The organism is Occallatibacter savannae (genome assembly GCF_003131205.1).
Classification (GTDB): Bacteria; Acidobacteriota; Terriglobia; order Terriglobales; family Acidobacteriaceae; genus Telmatobacter; species Telmatobacter savannae.
Map to the genome: position 1 here is coordinate 21618 of NZ_QFFY01000004.1, position 24590 is coordinate 46207.

Annotated in this window: 19 protein-coding genes and 1 tRNA gene; 13 read left to right on the forward strand and 7 right to left on the reverse strand. The window is 60.4% G+C overall.

The window, feature by feature from the left end; genetic code table 11:
* Nucleotides 1-33: 33 nt before the first annotated feature.
* The gene (gene mnmG, locus DHV10_RS15095) at nucleotides 34-2055 is read left to right on the forward strand and encodes a tRNA uridine-5-carboxymethylaminomethyl(34) synthesis enzyme MnmG (RefSeq protein WP_109487229.1); all 2022 of its coding nucleotides are present in this window, start codon (nucleotides 34-36) and stop codon (nucleotides 2053-2055) included.
* Nucleotides 2056-2115: 60 nt separating this feature from the next.
* On the opposite strand, the gene DHV10_RS15100 is transcribed toward mnmG, so the two are convergent.
* Together DHV10_RS15100 and DHV10_RS15105 are read right to left on the reverse strand one after the other, a co-directional pair.
* On the reverse strand, nucleotides 2116-2745 hold the full coding sequence (locus tag DHV10_RS15100) for a hypothetical protein (protein WP_162601567.1): 630 nt from the start codon (nucleotides 2743-2745) through the stop codon (nucleotides 2116-2118).
* Nucleotides 2746-2941: 196 nt separating this feature from the next.
* Complete coding sequence (locus tag DHV10_RS15105) at nucleotides 2942-3280, reverse strand: hypothetical protein (RefSeq protein WP_109487231.1); 339 nt, start codon at nucleotides 3278-3280, stop codon at nucleotides 2942-2944.
* A gap of 253 nt (nucleotides 3281-3533) precedes the next feature.
* On the opposite strand from DHV10_RS15105, the gene DHV10_RS15110 reads away from it, so the two are divergent.
* Nucleotides 3534-4718, forward strand: a complete 1185-nt coding sequence (locus DHV10_RS15110; protein WP_109487232.1) for a DmpA family aminopeptidase — start codon at nucleotides 3534-3536, stop codon at nucleotides 4716-4718.
* Nucleotides 4719-5059: 341 nt separating this feature from the next.
* Here the strand turns inward: DHV10_RS15110 and DHV10_RS15115 are convergent, their stop codons facing one another.
* Entirely contained in the window at nucleotides 5060-5614 is a 555-nt protein-coding gene (locus DHV10_RS15115; protein ID WP_162601568.1) for a nuclear transport factor 2 family protein, read from the reverse strand.
* 141 nt (nucleotides 5615-5755) lie between these two features.
* Nucleotides 5756-6505: a Crp/Fnr family transcriptional regulator gene (locus DHV10_RS15120; protein WP_162601569.1), complete on the reverse strand. Its 750-nt coding sequence runs from the start codon at nucleotides 6503-6505 to the stop codon at nucleotides 5756-5758.
* Nucleotides 6506-7149: 644 nt separating this feature from the next.
* On the opposite strand from DHV10_RS15120, the gene DHV10_RS15130 reads away from it, so the two are divergent.
* From DHV10_RS15130 to DHV10_RS15155, 6 genes are all read left to right on the forward strand, one after another.
* Entirely contained in the window at nucleotides 7150-8070 is a 921-nt protein-coding gene (locus DHV10_RS15130) for a DmsE family decaheme c-type cytochrome (RefSeq protein ID WP_239461758.1), read from the forward strand.
* A 76-nt stretch (nucleotides 8071-8146) separates the two neighbouring features.
* The gene (locus tag DHV10_RS15135) at nucleotides 8147-10489 is read left to right on the forward strand and encodes a hypothetical protein (RefSeq protein WP_109487237.1); all 2343 of its coding nucleotides are present in this window, start codon (nucleotides 8147-8149) and stop codon (nucleotides 10487-10489) included.
* 162 nt (nucleotides 10490-10651) lie between these two features.
* Complete coding sequence (locus DHV10_RS15140; RefSeq protein WP_109487238.1) at nucleotides 10652-10975, forward strand: c-type cytochrome; 324 nt, start codon at nucleotides 10652-10654, stop codon at nucleotides 10973-10975.
* A gap of 266 nt (nucleotides 10976-11241) precedes the next feature.
* Complete coding sequence (locus DHV10_RS15145) at nucleotides 11242-11550, forward strand: c-type cytochrome (RefSeq protein ID WP_109487239.1); 309 nt, start codon at nucleotides 11242-11244, stop codon at nucleotides 11548-11550.
* Between the two features lie 99 nt (nucleotides 11551-11649).
* The gene (locus DHV10_RS15150; RefSeq protein WP_109487240.1) at nucleotides 11650-13089 is read left to right on the forward strand and encodes a NapC/NirT family cytochrome c; all 1440 of its coding nucleotides are present in this window, start codon (nucleotides 11650-11652) and stop codon (nucleotides 13087-13089) included.
* Nucleotides 13090-13200: 111 nt separating this feature from the next.
* On the forward strand, nucleotides 13201-14709 hold the full coding sequence (locus DHV10_RS15155; protein ID WP_109487241.1) for an RNB domain-containing ribonuclease: 1509 nt from the start codon (nucleotides 13201-13203) through the stop codon (nucleotides 14707-14709).
* Between the two features lie 589 nt (nucleotides 14710-15298).
* Here the strand turns inward: DHV10_RS15155 and DHV10_RS15160 are convergent.
* Entirely contained in the window at nucleotides 15299-16078 is a 780-nt protein-coding gene (locus DHV10_RS15160; RefSeq protein WP_109487242.1) for a hypothetical protein, read from the reverse strand.
* 135 nt (nucleotides 16079-16213) lie between these two features.
* On the opposite strand from DHV10_RS15160, the gene DHV10_RS15165 reads away from it, so the two are divergent.
* Nucleotides 16214-16290: transfer RNA gene (locus tag DHV10_RS15165), tRNA-Arg, on the forward strand.
* Between the two features lie 27 nt (nucleotides 16291-16317).
* Here the strand turns inward: DHV10_RS15165 and DHV10_RS15170 are convergent.
* Nucleotides 16318-16602, reverse strand: a complete 285-nt coding sequence (locus DHV10_RS15170) for a hypothetical protein (RefSeq protein ID WP_109487243.1) — start codon at nucleotides 16600-16602, stop codon at nucleotides 16318-16320.
* 142 nt (nucleotides 16603-16744) lie between these two features.
* On the opposite strand from DHV10_RS15170, the gene DHV10_RS15175 reads away from it, so the two are divergent.
* Complete coding sequence (locus tag DHV10_RS15175; protein WP_109487244.1) at nucleotides 16745-17110, forward strand: PadR family transcriptional regulator; 366 nt, start codon at nucleotides 16745-16747, stop codon at nucleotides 17108-17110.
* On the forward strand, nucleotides 17107-19743 hold the full coding sequence (locus DHV10_RS15180) for an ABC transporter permease (RefSeq protein ID WP_109487245.1): 2637 nt from the start codon (nucleotides 17107-17109) through the stop codon (nucleotides 19741-19743). Before DHV10_RS15175 ends, DHV10_RS15180 begins: the two co-directional genes overlap by 4 nt.
* Nucleotides 19744-19850: 107 nt before the next feature.
* Here the strand turns inward: DHV10_RS15180 and DHV10_RS15185 are convergent, their stop codons facing one another.
* Nucleotides 19851-20714 (reverse strand): TIM barrel protein, encoded by an 864-nt coding sequence (locus tag DHV10_RS15185; protein WP_109487246.1) that lies wholly within the window; start codon nucleotides 20712-20714, stop codon nucleotides 19851-19853.
* Nucleotides 20715-20886: 172 nt separating this feature from the next.
* Here DHV10_RS15185 and DHV10_RS15190 point away from each other — a divergent pair, with 172 nt between their 5' ends.
* Nucleotides 20887-22635: a coagulation factor 5/8 type domain-containing protein gene (locus DHV10_RS15190; RefSeq protein WP_162601570.1), complete on the forward strand. Its 1749-nt coding sequence runs from the start codon at nucleotides 20887-20889 to the stop codon at nucleotides 22633-22635.
* A 72-nt stretch (nucleotides 22636-22707) separates the two neighbouring features.
* Nucleotides 22708-24573 (forward strand): 30S ribosomal protein S1, encoded by a 1866-nt coding sequence (locus DHV10_RS15195; protein ID WP_239461761.1) that lies wholly within the window; start codon nucleotides 22708-22710, stop codon nucleotides 24571-24573.
* The last annotated feature ends 17 nt before the right edge of the window (nucleotides 24574-24590 follow it).

A 24590-nucleotide genomic window follows, 5' to 3' on the forward strand; every position in this document is an offset into this window, starting at 1 on the left:
TGCGGGAAATGAAGAATCCGTAGAATAGGATTGATGGCTTTTACGGAACAATACGATATTGCCGTTGTGGGCGCGGGGCACGCGGGGTGCGAGGCGGCGATGGCGGCTGCACGCATGGGGCTGAAGACGGCGCTGATCACGATGAACCTGGACCTGATTGCGCAGATGAGCTGCAATCCGGCGATTGGCGGCGTGGCGAAGGGGCACCTGGTGCGCGAGGTGGATGCACTGGGCGGCATTATGGGCGAGGTGGCCGATGCGGTGGGGATTCAGTTCAGGCTTCTGAATACTTCACGCGGGCCGGCGGTGTGGAGTCCGAGGGCGCAGTGCGATAAGCAGCTCTATCGCGTGAAGATGCGCGAGGTGCTGGAGGGGCAGGCGGGGCTGCATATCCGGCAGGCGGAGGTGGTCGATCTCGTCTTCGACGAGATCGAGGGACCAGGGACTAGGGACTTAGGGACTAACGAAGTGCTGGATGCTCCGGAGCTGCCGAGGCCTACTCGGCCGTTTCGGATGGTGCTGGGTCTGAAGCTTAGGGATGGGCGACGGCTGATGGCGGGGGCCACGATCATCACGACCGGGACGTTTCTGAATGGGCTGATTCATTGCGGGGAGGAGCGGTATCCGGCGGGGCGGAGCGGGGAGCCGGCGTCGGTTCTGCTTGGCGAGGCTCTGCGCAGACTTGGGTTGCGGACGTGCCGGTTGAAGACGGGAACGCCGCCGCGGCTAGATGGGCGAACGATCAAGTGGGAGATGTTTGAAGAGCAGCCGGGCGATGCGGAGCCGACTCCGTTCAGCTTCAGGACGAAGAAGATCGTGCAGCCCCAGGTGAGCTGTCACATCGCGTTCACGACGCCGGAGACGTTGAGGCTGATTCGCGAGAATGTGCACCGATCGGCAATGTACTCGGGGCAGATCGAGGGGATCGGGCCGCGATATTGTCCTTCGATTGAAGACAAAGTAGTGAAGTTCCCGGACAAAACGCAGCACCAGTTTTTTCTGGAGCCGGAGGGGCTGAATACGCACGAGGTGTATGTGAACGGGATGTCGACGTCGCTGCCGATGGAGGTGCAATGGCAGATCGTGCATTCGATCCCCGGGCTCGATGAAGCGGAGATGCTGCGGCCGGGGTATGCGATCGAGTATGACTCGGTGGATGCGACGGAATTGGATCGCAGCCTTCGCGTGAAGTGCATGGAAGGGCTGTATCTGGCCGGGCAGATCAATGGGACTTCGGGATACGAAGAGGCGGCGTGCCAGGGCATCATGGCGGGGATCAATGCCGCGCTTTATGTGAAGGGCGAGGCGCCGTTCACGCTGGATCGGACGGAGGGGTACACGGCGATTCTGATCGACGATCTGATTTCGAAGGGGACGAACGAGCCATACCGGATGTTTACGTCGCGCGCGGAGTTCCGGCTACATCTGCGGATCGATAATGCGGACCGGCGATTGACGCCGTATGGGCGGAAGCTGGGGCTGATCGGCGATGAGGCGTGGGCGGAGTACGAAGAGAAGCAGGCGCGGATGCGGGCGCTGGCGAACCTGCTGAATGCGCGGAAGGTCGATGCTGAAAAGCTGGCTGCGACGGGGCTGGGAGATTTGAGCGGTACGGTTGGCTCGACGTGGGCGCAACTGCTGAAGCGGCCCGAGGTGTCGATTGAACCGGTGTTGAAGGCGCTGCGCGATGAGCTTGCGGGCGATCCGCTGCTGGCGGAGCTGGCGCATGTGGATGAGGATGCGGCGGTGCGGCGGGCGGTTCTGCACAATGAGGCGCGCGCGGTGGAGACGGAGATCAAGTTTGCCGGGTATCTCGATCAGCAGAAGAAGGCGATCGAGAAACTGAAGGCGGCGGAGTCGGTTGCGATCCCGGAGTGGCTTGATTATGGCGTGATCAGCGGGCTGTCGCGCGAGATGCGGGAGAAGCTGGAGCGTGTGCGGCCGGGAACGATTGGGCAGGCGAGCCGGATTCCGGGAGTGACGCCGGCGGCGCTGTCGCTGGTGCATGTGTCGATAAGGGTGCAGGGGGCTGGAAGAGCGAAGGTGGCGAGTTAGGCTGGGTTTCGATCGCCGGTGTCGGAGTTCGGGGCAACGGCATTTGTTGTCGACACTAACCTAAATGGCATGAGTGATCGATCGAAGTAAAAGCCATGCGAATCCAAATACGAGTGCCCCACTCAGCAGAGACTGAAGACCGAGGGAAATGGGATCGAGGAACCCCATGCCTGAGGGATAGTACGACAGCTCTGGCGCTTCTCGACTGACTCTAATCTGAATTTCCTCGCCAACGTGATGATCGTAAACAAGCTTATCGGCGCTGGCGGCATCGACCTTGAAATCACGAAGTACCCGCCCGACATACTGGTGACCTTGGAACTCATAGAAGTACTTGATTTCCGCTCTCGCCGCGCCGCCTAGAGAGCCAAAACCCGTACGCTGAACCTTCTCAATTCTTGCATTCAATGAGCTGCCATCCTTTGTCTTATACCGAAGCCAAAGCTCTCGGATCCACAAAGCAGGAACGGATGAATTGAAATACGTAAACGGTGCGGTCGGCAGAGCACCGTACAAATCTCTTACCGAGGCAAGCTCAGATATCTCTGCGACCTGTTTTGACAAGCCACGTGCCTCAAGCTCGTCGCGGAGAGGATCGATGTCCTCATCTTTCAGCAAGTCACGTGCTCTCCAAAGCTGAAGAAGATTCTCATCACTTCTCCTGCTGAACCTGCCTGCTTCCTCGGCCATGCTCTTGTTCTCAAATCGATGAAGTGCTTCGAATTGTAGCTCAGTCGGCATTGTGGCCGTATTCGTCGTCAACTTGGACCTGTGGTGGCGCGAACTGTTGAAGAGCAACTGCGGGTTTCTCCGCTGCGGTCGCCGTTGGTGACCTCCGGTCGAAATGACAGTCTGAATGAGAAAAGGGCAGGTCGGATGGTAAGAATCAGAACCGCTGATTTCGATGATCTGGGTCATCGGAGAAAAAGCGGTTTAGGCAGTCGGCATCAAGCCTTTCGCGCATCGTGGGATCGAACACAACCTCGCCAATGGGTAGATAACCAATGAGGGTTCGTCGAGTTTCTTTCGGTATCCAATCCCCTCGAGTCTCGGCCGACCACTCCGTCGCACACGGCAATTCATAAACTGTGAAGTCATCCGGATACTCATCAAGTTTTTCGTCGAACGGGCTCTCGAGAAGCAGAGCTTTCCCGCGATAGCGTAGCAGAATGTACCGTGGGACGTCCCAAAAGCCACCGTAACGAAATGGAATCATCTGGCCCACGATCCATTCTCTCCCACCATCTCCCGGTTGCGCGCATGTGTAGTCCCGAATGCGAAAAGATCGTCGAAGGCGCTGCTCTCGAAAGCAACTGCGGGTTTCTCCGCTGCGGTCGCCGTTGGCGACCTCCGGTCGAAATGACACTCTGATGATTGAAAGATTGGTTTGGCGAAGTGAAGTGGCTGGAGAGTCGCGCTCGGAAGTTCGGAGAGAGTAATTCGCTGAAATGGCCCGTGGAACTGCTAGATTCTTCGACATGCGGAGACAAAGCTGGATTGCCATTTTTCTGCTTGGCGTGGCGGCGGCGGCCTGTGGGCTGAGCCAGACGACGGTCAAAGCCGATGCGCGGGCGCGCGATCTTGGAGTGCCGTTTGAGGGGAGTGCGGGGAAGCTCGATGCGATTACGGATGTGGCGGGTGTCGAGGTCGGCGCGACCACGCTGATTCGCGGAGATGGGCCGCTGAAGGTGGGAGAGGGCCCGGTGAGGACCGGGGTTACGGTGATCTTCCCGCGCGGCAAACAGAATACCGACAACGTCTATGCGGGGTGGTTCAGCCTGAACGGCAATGGCGAGATGACGGGCACGACGTGGGTGGAAGAGGCCGGGCTGTTGAAGGGGCCGATTGGGATTACGAATACGCACAGCGTGGGAGTGGTACGCGATTCGATCATCGCATGGGCTGTGCGGCAGAAGCTGATGAAGGCGGATGAGTGGTCGCTGCCTGTGGTTGCAGAGACATGGGATGGATGGTTGAACGACATCAACGGATTCCATGTGAAGCAGGCGGATGTGTTTGCGGCGCTGGATTCGGCGGAAGCGGGGCCGGTGGCCGAGGGCAATACGGGCGGCGGAACGGGGATGGTCTGCTACGGGTTCAAAGGCGGCACGGGCACGGCTTCGCGCGTGCTGCCGAAGGAGAGCGGCGGATACACGGTGGGCGTGCTGGTGCAGTGCAATTGCGGAAGGCGTCCTCAGCTGACGATTGCAGGCGTGCCGGTGGGGAAGGAATTGACGGAGAACGTGCCCTATGCGGAGCTGCAGCAGGTGCCGGGGAACGAGCAGAAGGGGGATGTGGGGTCGATCATCATCGTGGTCGCGACGGACGCGCCGCTGCTGCCGCATCAGTTGAAACGCGTTGCACGACGGGCTTCGCTGGGGCTGGCGAGGACGGGGTCGGTGTCGGGGAATGGGTCGGGGGATATTTTTATTGCGTTCTCGACGGCCAATCCGCATGCCGATGACGCGCCGGGGCCGAATGCGGTTCAGACGGTTTCGACGGAGCGGATCAGTCCGCTGTTTGAAGCGACGGTGGAGGCGACGGAAGAAGCGATTGTGAATGCGATGGTGGGAGCGAAGACGATGACGGGGGTTGAGGGACGCACGGTTGTTGCTCTGCCGCATGAGAGGCTGCAGCAGGTGCTGAAGAAGTACGGGCGGTGAGAAGTATGAGAATTTTCACGTACTGTATCGTCTCCCAGGTCTCCAAAAGCGGGAGACACTTCGGCTTCGCTCAGTGCAGGCTCTGGGGCACCCGCGTGGTGGTGAGACGGATCAGGAGATCGGAATCGTCGCTTCCCATGTCTCCAGCACCGGGAGATCCTTCGCTTCGCTCAGGACAAGCTATGGGGCACCCGCGCGACTGGTGGGACCGGCTACTTGTCGGATTTGCCGAAGATTCCGCCTTCGCCAAGGCTTCGGCGTGACAGGTCCACTTCGCCAAGGCTTCGGCGCGACAGGTCCGCAGTGCCAGGCTTCGACGGGCCGAGGAGTTTCTCGGAAAACTACTTGTCGGATTTGCCGAAGATGGGGATGTGGAAGGGGAGTTCGGCGTCGGACTTCTTTTTGCCTTTGCCGCCGTCTTCTTTCAGGACCGTGCGCTGGGAGTTGATGCAGAGCCAGCCGTTGTGGGCGCGCTCGAAGACGTGCGTGAAGACTCCCTTTTCGTTCACCTCGCCGGATGTGCCACGGTGATGCAGGGTGTAGGTGCCGTTGGCGACGGCGGTGTCTCCGAGCATGCGGACCGTGATGACTTTCTGTTCGAGGTGGAGCGACTTGTCTTCGGTGGCGATGATGAAGGCGAGCTGCTGGTTGCGGGTGGTGATGTCGCCGGAGCCTGAGACGTCGAGGAAGAGCGGAGAGAGCACGTTCTCAAGACCGTACTGGTCGCGACGGTTGACGGCCTGATCCCAGCCGTCTTCGATTTTCTGGAACTGCGCGATCTCGGGAGAGGCAGTGGAGGTGACGGGTGCCTGGGCCGGGGGGGTGGTGCTACTCGGGGCCTGGGCGAACGCGAAGCAGGGAAGAAGAAGAGCAGTGAAGCAGGTAATTCGGTTCATGAGCGTGCGGGAAACTCCCAGATACGATGATATCTCTTGGACGGGGAAGGGCAGGGATTGGGGATTAGGCATTAGGGACTAGGGAATAGGGGACGAGTGAGTAGTGAGGAGTGAATGACGGCTGCTGGTCTGCTGTACGGGCTAGATGAGGTTTTGGAGGCGGTCGGGCTGGTGGAGGGTGATGACGGAGTCTTCGATGGTGATGGAGCCTTCTTTGCGGAACTGGCCGAGGGTGCGGGTCACGGTTTCGCGGGTGGTGCAGGCCATGGAGGCCATCTCTTCGTGGGTGAGGAGCAGCGGGAAGCGGTAGCCGCCGTTGACGTGTTCGCCGATCTGGTGGGCGAGTTCGAGGAGGAGACGGCCGAGGCGTCCGGCGACGGTTTCGGCGAGAGCGATGCGGCATGCGTCCTGGAGGGCGAAGCGGTATTCCTGGCAGAGGCATTGCACGGCGCGCATCTGGGCTTCGCGATGATTGCGAAGGAAGGTGAGAAAGCGCTCGCGTTCGACGGGGCGGAGCTGGGCCGCGGTGAGGGATTCAGCTGAGACCTCGTAGACGCCGTGGGAGAGGGCTGCGTAGAGTCCGAGGACGGAACCGGGACCCGCGACGCGGACGATCATCTGGCGGTCCTGGGCGCGGCCGGCGGTGAGTTTGAGGTATCCGCCGCAGATGAGGTAGAGGCAGCGGGCGTCTTCGCCCTGGCTGAAGAGGGCGGCCTGCGGGGGCAGGCTGATGGTGCTGGTGACGAGTTCAAGGTCGGCGAGGACTGCGCTACCGAGGGAGCAGAACCATCCGGGCCGGCGATTGGAGCAGGCTGCACAACCGATCGGAGACTGACGACCAATGGTCTTCTGCCGCCGCGGTGTGGCCGTGGAAATTCCCAAATCCGCCATGTTCTTGCCTTGCATACAGTGTGCCGATGTTGCTGTTTCACCGATGTGATGGGGCTCACGCTCGCGAGTGCAGTAAAGCCAGTGCCAAGTTGCGGGTACAGGATTCCTGAGAAGAAATTTGAGGGCGAAGTCTCATGGAGATGGAGGAAAGTTCAGCGGCGTTCCGGGGTGTGACGAGCGGCATAAGAGTTGTTGCGGCGGGGGCGGTCTGGTTTGAGAAGGGGAACCGAATTGGGACTGGAGTTTTGCGAAACCGTTCGCAGCGCGTTGGCGGTTGTATGTCTCTGGAAATCAAGTTGATGAGGGAACGCGAGGAGGCCGGGGGTTTTGCGGGCGGTCTGCCGGCTGCGGTGTGTTTTGAGCCCTGTTTTCACTTTGGGAAGGCCGGAATCTGGATGTGATGGATGTCACCGTAAGGTGAGTTCCGAGCGGGTTACGATTCGCCCATAAGGTGATGCTCCGCACAGGCGCAGCCGAGTACGAGCAAGGAAATCGTTCGACAGAAAGATTCCCGCGAGGGATGCATCGGGCCGAAAGATTGCCGAACTGGTACTGAGGTGGCCAGGAGCACACCAAGGTGGACCTTGATGCATAAAGAACGGCTATTTGCAGGGAAGAAATGCAGTACGGGCCCTGGGATGAGGATGGTTTGGCTCGTCCTGTGCCTGATGATTCCGGTGCTGATGCATGCGGCGACCGGGAAGGGATCAACGCCGGCGGCGAAGAGCCAGGCTGCGGCGGCCTCCGCACCGGGCGATTTTGTGGGGCAGGAGACATGCGCGACGTGTCATGAAGAGGCGGCGAAGGGGTTCGCCTCGAATCCGCATACGAAGCTGGCGGAGATGCACGGCAAGTCCGGCGCGACCTGCGAAAGCTGCCATGGAGCGGGCAAAGCGCACGTGGATGGCGGCGGGGATGTGGCGAAGATCTTCAATCCGGCGAAGGCATCGGCGAAGGAGATCGATGCGCGCTGTTTGAGCTGCCACCAGGGACAGCATGCGAACTTCGAACGCACGGCGCATGGGGAAAACAATGTGAGCTGCATCAGCTGCCACAGCGTTCATCACAGCGCGACCCCGGAGAAGCTGCTGAAGGTCGAACAGCCGAAGTTGTGCTTCCAGTGCCACTCGGACACGAAGTCGCAGTTCAACATGCCGTTCCATCACAAGGTGGAAGAGGGGCTGATGAAGTGCACGGACTGCCACGATGCGCACGGCACGTTCAATCGCAAGAACCTGAGGGCGTCGGCGCAGATGGATGCGGTGTGCACCAAGTGCCACAGCGAGACGGCAGGGCCGTTTACGTATGAGCACTTTGTGGTGAAGACGGAGGGCTGCACGGCCTGCCACTTCGCGCACGGCGGTCCGAATCCAAGGCTGCTGAATCGCGCGAATGTGAACACGATCTGCCTGCAGTGCCATTCGCCATCGCCGAATTTCACGACGGGCGGATTGCCGTCAGGACCGGCGCACAACCAGGCGACGCAGTACCAAGCGTGCACGATGTGCCATACCAGTATTCACGGATCGAACACGAGCCACGTGTTCTTCAACATTGCGCAATAAGGGGCGAGCGATGACGAGACAGATTGAATACGGAAACAGTCTGGTTGGGTCGTCGGCCGGGAGAAGATTCTGCCGGTTGAGCGCCCTGGCTGCAACGACGATTCTGGCGTTTGGCGGAGTACTGAGCGGGTTAGGGCAGCAGCCCCAGGCTGTTCAGTCGGAGGCTGCGAAACCAGCAGCGGAAAAGAAGCCGGCACCCGAGGTGAAGGAGAGGATTGCCGGCAACTACACGATGCACTCCAGCGTGGAGCTGGGCGGCGTGATTACGCAGAAAGATGGCAGCAGCGCGATGTGGGCGACGATGGTGAATGAGGGCACGGGAATGCGCGTGCTGAACCAGTCGCTGGAGCTGCGCAGCATCGACACGCGCAAGACGCCGTTCTTTGACAGGCTGTCGACGGCGAGCTTTGGCTACGGCGGCGAGCCGAATAACGTGTCGTTCCTGAATGTCTCGAAGGGTCGCTGGTACGACTTTGCCGGAAACTTCCGGCGCGACCGGAACTACTTCGACTACAACCTGCTGGATAACTCGCTATTGTCGACGGCAACGGCGGCGACACCGGCGCTGGTGCCGGAGCCGAGTTCACTGCACGTCTTCAATACTGTGCGGCGGAACACGGACACGCTGTTTACACTGCTACCGCTGTCGCGGTTGAGCTTCCGCGTGGGATACAACCACAACACGAGCGAGGGCCCGACGTACTCGACCGTGCACGAAGCGGGCGATGTGCTGGTGCTGCAGTGGTTCCGAAACGGGCTGGATACGTACACCGGCGGAGTGGACTACAAGCTGGCAAGGCGTACGACGCTGAGCTACGACGAGCTGTTCGCGCTGTACAAGGGCGATTCGTCGTACGTGCTTGCTCCGACGCCGTTTACGCTGGCGAATGGCACTCCCACAACGCTGGGTGTGAACACGCTGGCGACGACTACGTGCGGATCCGGGGCGGCGAAGACGGCTGAAGTGGTGAACGGGATTGCGAATCCGTTCTGCACGCAGACGCTGGTGCAGAGCCAGGTTGCGCCGACGCGGACGATGTTTCCGACGGAGCAGCTGAGGTTCAGCTCGCACTACTGGGACAGGGTGTCGTTCAACGGCCGCGTGGCCTATAGCGGCGGTGTGTCAAACGTGAACCATTTCAACGAGACGTTCACTGGACTACTGGCACGCACGTCGCTTCGCCAGGAGATCGACACGGGCGGCCTCGAGAATGGGCGGCTCGCGCATAACAAACGCAACAGCCTGAATGGAGACTTCGGGATCGAGGCTGAATTGACGAAGTGGTTCTCGATTTCGGATTCGTTCGACTACCGCTATTTCCGTACCGAAGGGAACAAGACTCTGATTGCGCAGACGTGGGCGAACGTGGCTGCGACAACCGGCGGTACGGCACCTGTGCCGCCGGCGAGCTTCAACGTCAATACGCCGCTGAGCGCACTGACGAACAAGACGACGACGACGGCGGATGGCGACACGATCAATCAGAAGATCGAGCGCAACACTGTGCTGGGAGTGTTTACGATTTCGCCGGAGATCAAGATTTCTGGCGGATGGCGCTTCGATAACCGGCATATTACAGATACCGACGAGAACTTCACGTGGCACCAGAACGGGCTCGTTGCGGGTGTAGCCATTACGCCGTCGCGAACCTTCCGTGCCAACGTGAATCTGGATACGCTGAGCTGGAAGTCAGCCAATTCGGAGACGACCGCAAACACTTACACGCGGGAAGCGCCGAACAAGGTCTATCACGTGCGGGCGCGCGCTGTGGCTACTCCGGCGAAGTGGGTGAATTTTGCGATCACGGGAAATGATTTTGAGGGAAAGAACGACGATCCTCTGGTCAATCACAAGGAGCACAACCGCAACTTCAGCCTGGCAACTCAGGTGATTGCGAACGAGCAGGTGAGCTTCGAGTTCAACTACTCGCATGACGATGTGTTCTCGCAGACGGATCTCTGCTACGCCTTCGCGCCGACTGCGGCGTTTCCGCTGCCTGCGGGAGCACAGGGATCGGCGGGAACATGCCTGAAGACCCCGGATAATCCGGGCGGGACGTTGCCGACGCAGACTGCCGCAACGCAGTTGTATCTGGGCAATGGCACGTACAACGCTCCGGCGACGTTCTTTTCGGGAGCCTTCACGTACTCGCCTTCGAAGTATTTCCGGTTCAACGGCGGCGCGCGGCTGACGAACAATACCGGCAGCGCTGAGATGCTCAATCCGTTGATGGTTCCGGGAGCGCTGAATTCGAAGGTGATTTCGCCGTTTAGCGATCTGGTTATCAACATCGCGCCGCAATGGGCGTGGCACGGGAACTGGGTTCATCATGGGTACCAAGAGGCAGGCGGGCCTGGGCCGGCTGCGCGGAATTTCCATGGTGATGTTGTGACTCTGGGTGTGCGGTACGCATTCTGAGTGATCCGGGTGGGCCGGGCAAAGCGGAGTATCGCCGGCCCACGCGGTTGCAGTGAACATGACGCCGTAGAGTTGCCTGGGACGGAATTGCGGCGCCAACAACAACGTCCCCTCGCAGCGATCTTCCCCCGGTAGGCGGGGAGAACTCTGGGAGAGCAAGAGATGAGTCACATGGTTCGCAATGTTGGAGCGGCATTGATGGCAGTGATGATTGCCCGCTCCGCGGGCTTCGCGCAATCTGCAACCGAAGGGTTGTACAAGGCGAAGTGCCAGATGTGTCATGGCGAGAAGGGCATGGCGGATTCGGGTGCAGGCAAATCGATGAAGGTGAAGCCGGCGACCGATCCTGATGTGAAGAAGATGAGCGAAGCGCAGATGATCGAAGCGGTGAAGAACGGCATGGGCAAGATGCAGCCGTATCAGGGCAAGTTGACCGATGCGCAGATCAAGGATGTGGTGGGATACTTCAGGACTTTCGTGAAGTAGGCCGGCACAGCAGTAGAGCTAGAGAAGTCCTAAAGCAGTGTCGAGCAGTAGAAGTAAGTTGCGGTTAATGAAGAACGGGTCCGGCGCATTTTTCTCTTGGGGAGAATGCGCCGGCTCCAGTCAGACGAGCATCGGCGAGTTGTCACAATGAGCTACTTTCATTGAGCGCCGGTGTTTAAGGAAGTAAGGTTCTTAAGCAGTTTGGAACATGATTGGGCGTGGCCCCCAACGATCTGGCCATAATGCATTTTTGAAGGAGTCTTGCAATGACGAAGACGATGCGATCGATGGCGGTGCTGGCTGCGACGGTATGTCTGGCCGGTTCCATGGGCTTCGCGGAATCCGGTGAAGCGATCTACAAGGCGAATTGCCAGAGCTGTCACGGCAGCACCGGCACCCCGAGTGCGGGAATCGCGAAGATGATGGGCGTGAAGCCCGCGGCGGAGTACAAGACAACGGAGAAAGAGCAGATCGAGTCCGTGAAGAACGGCAAGGGCAAGATGAAGGCGTTTGCCGGCAAGCTGACGGACGAGCAAATCAAGGACGTCGTCACATATTTCCGCACATTGAAGTAGTCGCAAGTAACTGACCCGCTTCATGCCTCGTTGTTGGAAACGGGTCCCGGACACGTGCCGGGTTGATGAAGCGGGTTTCTTTTGTCTGGGAGGAAGACAATGACGCAACGATTCCGTGAGAACTGGGTGCGGCCGGCACTGTTCTTCGGCAACAATCCAATCAGCCTGGCGGGCGGAGCGATCACGAGCGCCGCCGGCGTGACCATGATCGGTTACTGGCTGGTGGAGCTGTTCGGCCGGCCGAATGACAATCCCTATCTCGGGATCATTTTCTTTCTGATTCTGCCTGCGGTGTTCATTCTGGGATTGCTGCTGATCCCGGTCGGCGTGTTCTTGAGGCGACGAAAACTGCAGCAGGTAGGGGAGATTCCGGCGGAGTTTCCCAAGATCGATCTGAACGACCGGGTGTTCCGGCACGGGCTGGATATTGTGCTGGTGGCAACGATCGTGAACCTGCTGGTGGTATCGATGGCGAGTTATCGTGGTGCGGCTTACATGGATTCGCCGCAGTTCTGCGGCTCGTCTTGCCACGTCATGCATCCGGAGTATTCGGCGTATAAGGTGTCGGCGCACTCGCATGTGGATTGCGTGGCGTGCCATATAGGGTCGGGAGCTGAGTCGTATTTCAAGGCCAAGGTGAACGGGACGAAGCAGCTGATCGAGGTTTCGTTCAACCGGTATCCAAAGCCGATTCCGTCGCCGGTGATGAATCTGCGCCCGGCGCGCGAGATCTGCGAAGGCTGCCATACGCCGGCGAAGTTTGTGGGCGAGAAGCTGCTGGTGAAGTCAACGTTTGAGGATGATGAGAAGAACACGGAGACGCAGAGCGTAGTGCTGCTGCACCTGGGCGGAATCGATTCGCTGTCGCATCTGACCGGCATTCACGGCGTGCATCTGGGGCATATCGAGTACATTGCGACCGATCCGACAAGGACGACGATTCCCTGGGTGGAGCGGACGTATGCGGATGGATCGAAGACGGCGTTCGGAACTTCGACGCTGAAGGGCGCTGTGCCGCAGGGCGAGCGGCGGGTGATGGATTGTATCGACTGCCATAATCGCGCTGCGCACACAATGCAAACTGCGGAAGATGCGCTGAACCGGGCGATGGCGGAAGGCGCGATCAGTCCGGAGCTGCCGTGGGTCCACAAGCAGGGCCTGGCGCTGTTGAAAGCCGACTACAAGACAGAAGATGAGGCGCGGCAGAAGATTCCCGAGGGGCTCACGCAGTTCTATCGCAACGAGCATCCAGAGGTGCTGGCGCAACATCCTGACCTGGTGAAAGCGGCGGGTGCGGGGCTGGTGCGAGTCTTCACGACGAATGCATTCCCGGATATGAAGGTGACGTGGGGAACGCATCCGAACCACATCGGGCATATGAGCTATCCGGGATGCTTCCGGTGCCATGATGGCGACCACGTTGCGCAGAATGGCAAGTCGCTCACGCAGGATTGCGCGGTGTGCCACAACCTGCTGGCAGTCGATGAAGCGAAGCCGAAGGTGCTGGCGGATCTCGGCATTCAGGCAGCAGCTAAATAGGTGTTGTGCACCGTTGGGGAAGGGGCGGCTGATTGCCGCCCCTTGGTGCTTTTGCAGGATCGGCAAGGGAGCGTGGTAGGCTGGCTTTTCGCGCCAGGAGGGTCCGACCGGATGCATTCCACGAAGAGTTTTAACTTCAATCTGATTGCGGCAGCGCACGCCGACATGATCGAGCATGGTTTTCAGCCGGATTTTCCGCCGGGTGCGGATACGGAGCTGGCAAAGATCAAGGCCGAGGGAGCGTTGCCGGCCGGGAACGACGTGCAGGATCTTCGTAAGCTGCTGTGGTCCTCGATCGATAACGACACGTCGAAGGATCTGGATCAGATCGAGTGGGCGGAGCAGTTGTCGGATGGGCGCATTCGCGTGCTGATCGGCGTTGCCGATGTGGATGTGCGGGTGCCGCATGGAAGCTTGCTGGACAAGCATGCACAGTCGGAGACGACGTCGGTGTACACGGGCGTGAAGGTATTTCCGATGCTGCCCACGGAGTTGTCGGAGGGCATCACTTCGCTGAATGAGAACGAGGACCGGGTCGCACTGGTGATCGAGTACGTGGTGGATGCGTCGGGGGCTGTGTCCGATGGGAAGGCGTACCGGGCGCTTGTGCGGAATCAGGCGCAGCTGGCGTATCCGAGCGTGGGTGCGTGGCTGGAGGGGCATGGGCCGGCGCCGGAGAAGGTGGCGGCAAATGCGGATCTTGCGGCGCAGTTGAAGCTGCAGGACAAAGCGGCGCAAAGCATGTTGGGGAGCCGGTTCCAGCACGGAGCGCTGGACCTGGAGACGATTGAGACGCATCCAGTCGTGGTGAAGGATGAGGCCGTCGACATCACGAAGCTCGAGAAGAACAGAGCCACGTCGCTGATCGAGGAGTTTATGGTAGCGGCGAATGGGGTGATCGCGCGGACGTTTGAAGACGGCGGCGTGGCGTCGATCCGGCGCATCGTGCGGACACCGAAGAGGTGGGATCGCATCGTCGAGTTGGCGAATGGGCTCGGGACGAAGCTGCCGGAGGAGCCGGATTCAAAGGCGCTGAATGATTTCTTGCTGGCGCAGAAGCAGAAGGATCCTGATCACTTTCCGGATTTGTCGCTGGCGGTGGTGAAGCTGATGGGGCCGGGCGAATATGTGCTGGTGAAGCCGCACGAGGAGTCGCCGGGGCACTTTGGGCTGGCGGTGCAGGACTACACGCATTCGACCGCGCCAAACCGGCGGTTTCCCGATATCGTGACGCAGAGGTTAATGAAGGCGTATCTGACGAAGGCGCAGCAGCCTTACTCGGAGGGCGATCTCAACGCGATTGCGCAGCGCTGCACGCTGATGGAGGATGCAGCGCGGAAGGTGGAGCGCGTGATGCAGAAGCGCATTGCGGCGGTGGTTCTGCATCCGCGTATCGGGCAGACGTTCCAGGCGATTGTTACGGGCGTGAATCAGTACGGCACGTTTGTGCGCGCGCTGGATCCCCACGTTGAGGGGATGCTGGTGAATGGCGGCAAGCCGGGATCGAGCAAGCTGGACGTGGGCGATCGGGTTACAGTGAAGCTGATCAATACCGACCCGCAGCGGGGTTTTATTGATTTTGCGCTGCAGGGGGCTGGGGGCGGAGTGGATAGAAACTAGCTTTTAGCTGTTAGCTGCTAGCCCAGACCTATCTCTAGGGATTGTGTATTGGGGGATAGGCCCGCGGGGATCTGTGAGAAGGCTTACGCCCGCTCATCGCAAAAGCGCGATGAACGGAGTGCAGCTGGTTTTCGGTGGAGTTCTATCCCCGGTCCCCGAGTGCGAGGGACACTTCGACTTTGGTCAGTGCAGGCTCGGGGGCACCCCTCGATGAATGGGGGCACAGCGGTGAGTTCACTACGAAGCTGAATCGTTCCCATGTCTCCAGAGTCGGGAGACCTGGGGCACCCGCGGTTTCGAGTATAAGCTCGTTCTCGCTTCGTGAAACGTCGTTGTTCCCGCCCTAGCAGAGCTAGGACGGGGCACCCGAGAATGTCGAGTATGAGCTTGTTCTTGCTTCGTGAAACGTCGTTGTTCCCGCCCTAGCAGAGCTAGGACGGGGCACCCGAGAATGTCGAGTATGAGCTTGTTCTTGCTTCGCGAAACGTTGTTGTTCCCGCCCTAGCAGAGCTAGGACGGGGCACCCGAGAATGTCGAGTATGAGCTTGTTCTTGCTTCGTGAAACGTCGTTGTTCCCGCCTTAGCAGAGCTAGGACGGGGCACCCGGGGCTTCGGGTTGGTCAACGCTGGGTTCGTCGGGCCAGAGGCAGACGATCCACCAGATGATAACGAGGACGTAGACGGCGCTGTTGGTGTTGAGGAGCTTTTCCTGGATGCCGATGACGTGTTCGTACTCTGCCTGGGAGTGCGGGGTGGTGTGGCGGGCGATGGTTTGCCAGATTCCTTGCGCGGCCATCTGCGCAAGCGAGGCGGTGGAGAGGCCGATCATGATGCGCTGGACGTGGCTGCGCCAGCCGGCGGCGTAGCGGCTGCCGACGGCGACCACGAGGAGGCCGAGGCAAACGGAAAGCACGTCGGTGAGCAGGCCGAGCTTGACGGCGATGAACTGCATGAACTGCAGCTTGGCGATAAGGGTGTCAAAAGCGAGGGTACGGAGGTTTGGCCAGGGGCCCCACTTCCAGACGACGAGACCGGCGATAACGAGAAGACCGAGGGTCCAGGCGAGCCATGCGCGGGCGGAGGCACGGCGGAAGGCGCGGCGTGCCATCTCGACAAGGACGATGAGGCTGACGAGGGCGGACACGAGTGCCAGGGAAATGGCGATCTTGCCCATGGTGATGGGCGGCAGGCGATCGTGAAGAAGGCGGTTGATCAGCAGGCGGAGGGTGACGAGGACGATGCCGGTGGTGAACCAGGGAAAGCGGCGGATGCGGTCGCGGCCCAGCAGGACGACGAGGAGGACGAGAAGGGCGGCGAAAGTCAGCGTCCACAGGATCTGGACGGCCGTGAAATGGTAGTTGAAGTGCATGGATTCCTTAAAGATGGGTTCGAAGCGGGCCGAAGATTCAGTCTAGGCCATTGGGCTGGACCAGGGCACCCTTCGTAATTGTCCGGCGAGAGCTTGCGGGCGAGCTGAGGTCCAGATAGGGTATCCTGATCATGCGCGCCCGTAGCTCAGCTGGATAGAGCGAATGCCTCCGGAGCATTAGGTCGGGAGTTCGAATCTCTCCGGGCGCACCATCCTTCTCCGATTCTCCTCTGCACAACCTAGGTGTTCTCTCTGCGGGTCAATTCCTGCTCGCGGCGTGTGCGCAGCTCTTCCATGACGGACTGGATGAGGGCTTTGGCGCCTTCCATTCCGCTGAGTACGGCCTGGAGGTCGAGGGCGGGGACGTTTGGGTTGCGGCTGGAGGTGCAGTAGACGCCGTGCTGACCAACCATGATGAGGGAGTCGGTGAGGAGGTCGAGGGCGACCGCGAGCCTGCCGCGCTCCGGGCCCATCATGAATTCGTGTTTCTCGAGGTCGGCGCGTTTTTCGTCGAAGATGCTCATGAGGCAAGCGTAAAGGATGCGGGCATAGCGTGCGGAGCTGCTTCGCAGACGGGAAGAGCCGGCCGGCGAGGATCGGGTTTACGGGTCCCGGGCGAGAGGGAGTAGACAATCTACTTCCAGTGCAGGTAGAGTGTCTACACCCATGAGCGAGAAGGATCAATACAAAAACAGAATTGAGCTGCTGCAGGGAACACTCGACATGCTTGTTCTGCAGACCCTGCAGTGGGGGCCGCAGCATGGATACGGAATCGTCCAGGCTTTACGTTTGCGGTCGGGAGACGTGCTTCAGGTGGAGACCGGATCGCTGTATCCGGCTCTGCATCGATTGGAGCGCCAGGGCTGGGTGCAGTCGGAGTGGAAGCAGTCCGAGAGCAAGCAAAGAGCGCGGTACTACCGGATCACGGCCAAGGGGAAGAAGCAGCTGGCTTCGGATCTGGGCAGATGGGAGCGGATCGTCGAAGCTATCGGATCGGTGATGTACGTCAAGCCGGAGGAGAGCGAGTCATGAAGTGGTTTTCCAGCTTCGGTTTTCAGCGGCGCAAGAACGAGTTGCAGGAAGAGATCGATGCTCATCTGCAGATGGCGATTGCCGATCGAGTGGCGCGAGGCGAAACGCCAGAGGCCGCGCGGCAAGCGGCGGCGCGGGAGTTTGGAAATATCCCTTTGGTGCAGGAGGTGACGCACGAGATGTGGGGCCGTGGCTGGCTTGAACAGCTGGGCCGGGATTTCCGTTATGCGCTACGGCAGCTGCGCAAGAGTCCCGGCTATACGATCACAGCAACAGCGATGCTGACGGTAGCGATTTGCGCCAACAGCACAGTATTCAGCTGGATTGACGGCACGATGTTGCGTCCCATCCCCGGCGCGCGCGACGCGGGCGACCTGGTGAGCCTGCAGCGCGGCGAAAGGAGTTTCTCTCCGACTCCGCCCTTCTCGTATCTTGACTATCGCGATCTGCGCGAGCAGAACCACACTTTCGCGGGGATACTTGCCTATCATCACGACTGGATCACGCTGACGGGCGGCGCACAGCCGGAACGTGCCTACATTGCGAATGTGTCGGCGAACTATTTCGATGTGCTCGGGATCAAGCCGGTGCTGGGGCGATTCTTTCTTCCTGAAGAAGAGGCGCGCGGCTATGCCGTTCCCAGCGTGGTGCTGGGCTACTCGCTCTGGAAGACGCGCTATGGCGCAGACATGGCAATTGTGGGCAAGCCGATCGAGATTGCCCGGCATCGGGTAACGGTGGTCGGCGTGGCGCCGGAGGGGTTTGTGGGAGCAATGCCCGGGATCCGTCAGGATCTGTGGGTTACGCTCGATCCCCTGGGGACGGATGCGTGGCGGATGACGCACCGGAGCGGCGGCGCGGTCTGGCTGAATGTAGTAGGGAGGTTGCGTCCCGGCGTGAGCCGCGGCCAGGCAGCCCAGGACCTCGACACGCTGATGCACAACATTGTGGCGGCGTATCCGAACGATCATCTGGGCGACAACCGGATCACGCTCGATCCGATGTGGCGCTCGCCCTTTGGGGCCAACGGATATATGGCGGCGACGCTGCCCATTCTGCTGGCCTTCGCCGGTGTAGTGCTGTTGCTGACCTGCGCGAATGTGGCCACGCTGACGCTGGTGCGATTCGTATCCAGGCGGCGCGAGCTTGCGATCCGGCAGTCGCTCGGGGCGAATCGCATGCAACTGGTGCGGCAAATGGTGCTGGAGGGAGCGATGCTTTCCACCGGTTCTGGAGTCGCGGCGTTGGCGGTGACATCGTGGACGTCGAAGACGTTCGCATGGTTATTTCCGCCGAACTCGAACCCCGTCGCACTCAATGGAAGCATGGATTACAAGGTGGTAATCGGGATAGCCGTGGCCAGCCTGCTGGCGGGGATGCTCTGCGGCGCGCTGCCTGCCCTGCGCTCGGCTAACGCTCCGGCCATTGAGGTGCTGAAGGCAGAATCGGCAAGTATTTCCGGCGGGTCGCGCAATCGGAGATTGCTTAGCGCGCTGGTGGTGGCGCAGATCGCGCTCTCACTTCCGCTGCTGGTGTGCTCGGGGCTATTCCTGCGGACACTGCGTAATCTTGCCGGCGCAAACCTTGGATTCGAACAGGACCATATTCTCACTGCTTCTGTGGGGTTGAATGGCTCCGGCTACAGCGGCGACGAGGAGCAGGTGATCCGTCGCAAGATACTCGATCGCGTCTCGGCATTGCCCGGCGTGAAGGTGGCGTCGTTTACAGACTGGGTTCCGATGACCCTGAGCCACAAGGGGGAAGATGCGTATCCGGAAGGATATGTGCCGCACCCGCATGAAGCTTTGCAGGTGTACCACGCTGAGGTAGGCCCGCGGTATTTCGAATCCCTGCAGATACCTATCCTGGAGGGACGCGAGTTTACGCCGGATGACAAGGAAAAAGCACCGAGGGTGCTCATCGTAGATCAGACTGCGGCGAGGCGCTACTGGCCGGGACAGGATCCGCTGGGAAAGAAACTGATGGTGTGGGGCAGCCCCTTCACGGTGGTGGGCGTTGCGAAGAACTCAACACACATGATGGTTAACGAGACACCGGAGCCAATGGTCTACATGAGTTTTTTCCAGGTGGGGTACGAGACGATTGTGCAGGTAAAGACCGAGGGAAATCCGGCGGACGTGGCGCCGGCAGTGGAAAAGGCCATCCACGAGATCGATACACAGCTGCCGGTCTTCGATGTTCGTCCTATGCGGGAGAGTACGCAGATGGCGAGCATCTTTGCCGTAATACAGAGCGCCCTTGCCGGAATGTTCGCGCTGATCGGGCTGGTTCTTGCGGCGACCGGGATCTACGGAGTTGTGGCTTATCGAACGCAAATGCGCACCCACGAGATCGGCGTGCGCGTGGCTCTGGGTGCCTCCCGCGTAGATGTGATGCGACTGGTGTTGCTGCAGGGAGCGTGGCTCACAGGCATTGGGCTGGCGCTGGGATTGGCGTTTGCGTTGGGGATGACGCGCGTCATTGCCGGGCTGTTGTATGGAATCAGCGCCAACGACCCGGCCACTGTTGCTTCGGTTGTCACGATTCTAGGAGCGATGTCGCTGCTGGCCTGCTACTTTCCTGCTCGTCGAGCGATGCGGCGGAACCCCGTTTCGGCGATTCGCGACTTGTAAGCTGCAGGGGTGAGTCGACCAGAAGTGTGCGCCGGAGCACGGTTCGGCATTTTGATCGCAGGGCTTCTCTGTGCGATGCGTGACGAAGCTCTCGGAAGTTCAAGTCGTCAGAAGTTGAGGCTTCTGATGAAGTCCGCGTCCTGGCGGAGCTCGGTCATGGGATCTTCCTGGAATTCTTCCTGCTCGATGAAGTAGTGCTTGAGGCCGGTGGCGGCGCGGAGGATGGGCTTGTAGTCGATGCTGCCCTTGCCCATGACGACGTTGCGCCATTTGCCGTCGGGGCCTTTCACGAGGTCCTTGATGTGGAAGAGCGGGAAGCGATCTGGCGACTTGCTGAGGTACTCGACGGGGTTGTGGCCGCCGGCGACGACCCAGCCGCAGTCCATTTCGAAGCAGACGAGCTTGGGGTCGGTACGCTTGAGGAGTTCGTCGAAGAAGACGACGCCGTTTTCGGTGCCGAACTCGATGGTGTGATTGTGGTAGCCGAAGGTCATTCCGGCGGCCTTGATCTTCTGGCCGATGGCGTTGAACTGGTCGGCGACATAACGCCAGTCGTCGAGATTCAGTTCGCCGGTGCGAGACGGGTCGCGATGAACGCCGGCCCAGGAGCAGATCATGTACTCAAGGCCGAGGGCCTGGCTATATTCGATGAGCTGAGATAGCTGCGACTTGAGCTCGGTGAGCGCGTGGTGCGTGCTGATGCACTTGAGGCCGGCCTTCTGCAGGGCGTTGCCGAAGTCGGCGGCGGTTTTGCCGAGGTAGCCTGCGGCTTCGACTTCCTTGTATCCAGCGGCGGCGAGTTGGTCGAGCGTGCCCTGGAAGTTTTTAGGAAGGAGGTTGCGGACCGAGTAAAGCTGCAGGCCGATGGGCTGCTTGAGGGTGGCTGCGGAGAGAGCGTCAATGCCGAGAACGGATGCGGCGGCGAGTGCGGTGGACTTTTTGAGGAAGGAGCGTCGAGAGCAGGAATTCATCGAATCAATTTCTCCGCCATTACATTGGCCATGCGTGGGCAATTCTCGCTTGATTGGCAGTTATGTGTCCACCGTACGGGCGTGATGTGCGATGGATGTCATAGGATGCTTGGGAGTTTGAATGTGACGAGCGGGGGCGAGTTGACGGATGGCGATGGGCGGAGAGGTTCGAGTGGGGCTGCGCTGTGCGGCGTGTCTGGGTGTGATGGCGGCGGCGAGTTTTAGTGCGGCGATAGCGCAGGCCGCAGCGAGCGGGAGAAGTAACGCGCGTCCGGAGCTTGGGGCGAATGTGCTGGTGTTCGATCCGTCGATGGGGGCGGAGAAGATCCAGGCTGAGATCGACAGGGTGTATGCGGCGGAGCAGCACGCTGAGTTTGGCAAAGAACGGTATGCGCTGCTGTTTATGCCCGGGGAGTATCACGTGGATGTGCCGGTCGGGTTCTATACAGAGGTGATCGGACTGGGTGCGACGCCGGATGCGGTACACATTATCGGCAACGTTCATGCGGACGCGAGCCTGCCGCGGAACAACGCGACGTGTACGTTCTGGCGGGCGGTGGAGGGGTTCAGCGTGACTCCCACAGGAAGGACGATGCAGCGGGCGGTGTCGCAGGCTGCGCCGTTCCGGCGGATGCATGTAAAGGGCGACGTGGTGCTGAACCAGAAGGGCGGCTGGGCGAGCGGCGGGTGGATGTCGGACTCGGTGGTGGATGGGAATGTCGGGTCGGGCTCGCAGCAGCAGTGGATCTCGCGCAACAGTGAGTGGGGAAGCTGGACGGGCGCGAACTGGAACATGGTGTTTGTGGGTGTGCCGAAGCCGCCGGAGGGCGAGTGGCCGCAGCCTCCGTATACGAAGGTGGCGAAGACGCCCGTGGTGCGGGAGAAGCCGTTCCTAACGGTGGATGCGAAGGGGAAGTGGTGGGTGCGCATTCCGGAGTTGCGCAAGGATAGCGCGGGGGTAACGTGGCACGGAGGGTCGACGCCGGGGCGGGATGTGGCGGTGAGCAGCTTCTTCATCGCAGAGGCGGGCAGGGACAGCGCGGAGAAGATGAATACGGAGCTGGCGAAGGGGAAAAATCTGCTGCTGACGCCGGGGATCTACGACCTGGACGAGCCGATCAAGGTGATGCGGGCGGATACGGAGGTGATGGGCCTGGGGTTTGCGACGTTGCGGCTCGTGACTGGGACGGCGGCGATTTCTGTGGCGGATGTGGATGGGGTGGATGTGTCGGGGGTGCTGATCGATGCGGGAGAGAAGACGTCGCCGGTGCTGATGGAGGTGGGGCGTGAGGGCAGTCACGCTTCGCATGCGCGAAATCCGATCCTGCTCCATGATGTGTTCTTCCGGGATGGTGGAGCGGCGGTGGGCCGGGCGAAGGTGAATCTGCTGGTGAACGCGAACGACACCATCATCGATCACACGTGGATCTGGAGAGCAGATCACGGCTCGGGCGTTGGATGGACGAGCAATGTGAGCGACAACGGGCTGGTAGTGAATGGGCGCAATGTGACGGCCTATGGCCTGTTTGTGGAGCATCACGAGCAGTTCCAAGTGTTGTGGAAGGGCGAGCGCGGGCGGACGTATTTCTATCAGTCTGAAATTCCCTATGATCCGCCGGATCAGCAGAGCTATACGTCGGGGCCGGGCGTGAATGGGTGGGCGTCGTACAAGGTGGCGGAAGGCGTTGCGAGTCACGAGGCGTGGGGGCTGGGGATCTACAGCGTGTTCCGGCATCCGAATGTGAATCTGACGCGGGCGATCGAGGTGCCGGTGAAGCCGGGAATGCGGTTCCATCACATGATCACGGTGGCGCTGGATGACAAGGGAGAGATTTCGAACGTGATTGATGACAAGGGCGGTCCGACGAAGCTGGCGCCGCACCGTGTGGATCCGAAGGTCGCGGAGTTTCCGGAACAGTGATTGGCCGATCCAGCGGAGTGCGGGACGTGAGTTGCTGGCGAACGATGCGTGGGAGAATGGAAGAGTAGACCTATGAGCAACGAGAGCGTTCCAGAGTCCAACCCCACGTCAGAAGCTTCTTCTACGAACAGCGAGCCTTCGGAGAAACCGGCAATTCAAATTCCGGTTGGCTACGGAATGGCCGAGTTCACGAGCGCACCTGCGGTTGAAAGCACGACGGCAGAAAACGCTGCGAAGGCGGCTGTTCCATCAACGCCTGAAGCCGCCCCGGCGGAAGAATCTGTGGAGCCGATGGAGGACTTCGCGAACATCCTGAGGGAGTTTGAGCGGGGGCATGCCCGCAAGCAGGAGGGCGGCGGGGCGAAGCAGATTGAAGGAACGGTGATTTCTGTTTCGGCCGAGCAGGTGTTCCTGGATATCGGCTACAAGATTGAGGGCGTGCTGCCGAGGTCGGCGTTCCGCAACAATGCAGAGGGCGTGAAGCCGGGCGAGAAGGTTCCGGTTTCGATCAAGGGCCGGAATGAAGAGGGCTACTACGACCTGACCCGGTTCAAGGTGGCGCAGCCGCACGACTGGACGGCGCTGGAAGAGGCGTTCAAGCAGAAGACCGCAGTGGTCGGCACCGTGACGGGCGTTATTAAAGGGGGAGCGACCGTCGATGTGGGTGTGCGCGCGTTTATGCCTGCAAGCCGGAGCGGCACGCGCGATGCGGCGGAGCTGGAGCAGCTTGTGGGGACGGAGATCACCTGCCGGATCACGAAACTCGATGTCACGGACGAAAATGTCGTGGTGGATCGGCGCGTGGTGCTGGAGGAGCAGGCGCGCGCGGCGCAGGAAGGCAAGCTGGCGGTGCTGCAGGCTGGGGATGTGCTGGATGGAACGGTGCGCAGCTTGATGCCGTATGGGGCCTTTATCGATCTGGGCGGGTTCGATGGGCTGCTGCATGTGAGCGACATCTCGTGGAATCGCGTGAGCAAGCCGGAGGATGTGCTGTCGGCAGGGGAAAAGGTGCGCGTCCGCATTCTGAAGATCGATCCGGAGACGAAGAAGATTTCTCTGGGGCTGAAGCAGCTTGAGCCGGAGCCGTGGGAGACAGCGCCTTCGAAGTATCAGGTTGGACAGAGGGTGACGGGTCCGGTGACGCGTTTGGCGGATTTCGGTGCGTTCGTGGAACTCGAGCCGGGCGTAGAGGGATTGATTCACATTTCGGAGATGTCGTGGGGCAAGAAGGTGCGGCATCCGTCGGACGTGGTGAAGGAAGGCGACCGCGTGGATGCCGTGATTCTGGCGATCAAGCCGGAGGAGAAGCGGATTTCGCTTGGGCTCAAACAGACTTTGACCGACCCGTGGTCGGATGTGACGCAGCGGTTTCCGGTGGGATCGCAGGTTGAGGGCCCTGTGACGAAGATGATGCCGTTCGGCGCGTTCGTTCAAATTGCTGAGGGCGTTGAAGGGCTGGTGCATGTGAGCGAGATCAGCGCGGAGAAACGCATTCATCATCCGCAGGACGTGCTGCGCGTTGGTCAGGTGGTGAAGGCGCAGGTGCTGGGGATTGCGCCGGAGAAGAGGCAGATCAAGCTGAGCATGAAACAGCTGGTGCCGACCAGTATCGACGAATACATCGCGGAACACAAGGCGGGCGATGTTGTGTCGGGGCGTGTTGTCGACGAGTCCGCGAGTGGAGCATCGGTTGAGCTGGGCGAGAATATCTTCGCGATGTGCCGCTTGAGCAAGGCGGCTCAGCCTGAGGCGGCGTCACCGCTGCGAAGTGGCAAGGCGGATCTGTCGTCGCTGAGTTCAATGCTGTCGGCGCGATGGAAGGGGAGCGCGCCGGCTCCTTCTGCTGGGCCCGAGCCGTTGAAGGCGGGGCAGATTCGGAGCTTCAAGATCACGAAGCTGGATGCCGACGCGAAGTCGATTGAGGTGCAGGTGGCCTGAGCAGGCCGCGTGTGCTG

What these genes read in the sequence shown, in the direction of transcription:
- mnmG (WP_109487229.1), top strand. Translation starts at nt 34, where the DNA reads ATGGCTTTTACGGAACAATACGATATTGCCGTTGTGGGCGCGGGGCAC.
- DHV10_RS15100 (WP_162601567.1), bottom strand. Translation starts at nt 2,745, where the DNA reads ATGGCCGAGGAAGCAGGCAGGTTCAGCAGGAGAAGTGATGAGAATCTT.
- DHV10_RS15110 (WP_109487232.1), top strand. Translation starts at nt 3,534, where the DNA reads ATGCGGAGACAAAGCTGGATTGCCATTTTTCTGCTTGGCGTGGCGGCG.
- DHV10_RS15115 (WP_162601568.1), bottom strand. Translation starts at nt 5,614, where the DNA reads ATGAACCGAATTACCTGCTTCACTGCTCTTCTTCTTCCCTGCTTCGCG.
- DHV10_RS15120 (WP_162601569.1), bottom strand. Translation starts at nt 6,505, where the DNA reads ATGGCGGATTTGGGAATTTCCACGGCCACACCGCGGCGGCAGAAGACC.
- DHV10_RS15130 (WP_239461758.1), top strand. Translation starts at nt 7,150, where the DNA reads ATGGTTTGGCTCGTCCTGTGCCTGATGATTCCGGTGCTGATGCATGCG.
- DHV10_RS15140 (WP_109487238.1), top strand. Translation starts at nt 10,652, where the DNA reads ATGAGTCACATGGTTCGCAATGTTGGAGCGGCATTGATGGCAGTGATG.
- DHV10_RS15145 (WP_109487239.1), top strand. Translation starts at nt 11,242, where the DNA reads ATGACGAAGACGATGCGATCGATGGCGGTGCTGGCTGCGACGGTATGT.
- DHV10_RS15150 (WP_109487240.1), top strand. Translation starts at nt 11,650, where the DNA reads ATGACGCAACGATTCCGTGAGAACTGGGTGCGGCCGGCACTGTTCTTC.
- DHV10_RS15155 (WP_109487241.1), top strand. Translation starts at nt 13,201, where the DNA reads ATGCATTCCACGAAGAGTTTTAACTTCAATCTGATTGCGGCAGCGCAC.
- DHV10_RS15160 (WP_109487242.1), bottom strand. Translation starts at nt 16,078, where the DNA reads ATGCACTTCAACTACCATTTCACGGCCGTCCAGATCCTGTGGACGCTG.
- DHV10_RS15170 (WP_109487243.1), bottom strand. Translation starts at nt 16,602, where the DNA reads ATGAGCATCTTCGACGAAAAACGCGCCGACCTCGAGAAACACGAATTC.
- DHV10_RS15175 (WP_109487244.1), top strand. Translation starts at nt 16,745, where the DNA reads ATGAGCGAGAAGGATCAATACAAAAACAGAATTGAGCTGCTGCAGGGA.
- DHV10_RS15180 (WP_109487245.1), top strand. Translation starts at nt 17,107, where the DNA reads ATGAAGTGGTTTTCCAGCTTCGGTTTTCAGCGGCGCAAGAACGAGTTG.
- DHV10_RS15185 (WP_109487246.1), bottom strand. Translation starts at nt 20,714, where the DNA reads ATGAATTCCTGCTCTCGACGCTCCTTCCTCAAAAAGTCCACCGCACTC.
- DHV10_RS15195 (WP_239461761.1), top strand. Translation starts at nt 22,708, where the DNA reads ATGAGCAACGAGAGCGTTCCAGAGTCCAACCCCACGTCAGAAGCTTCT.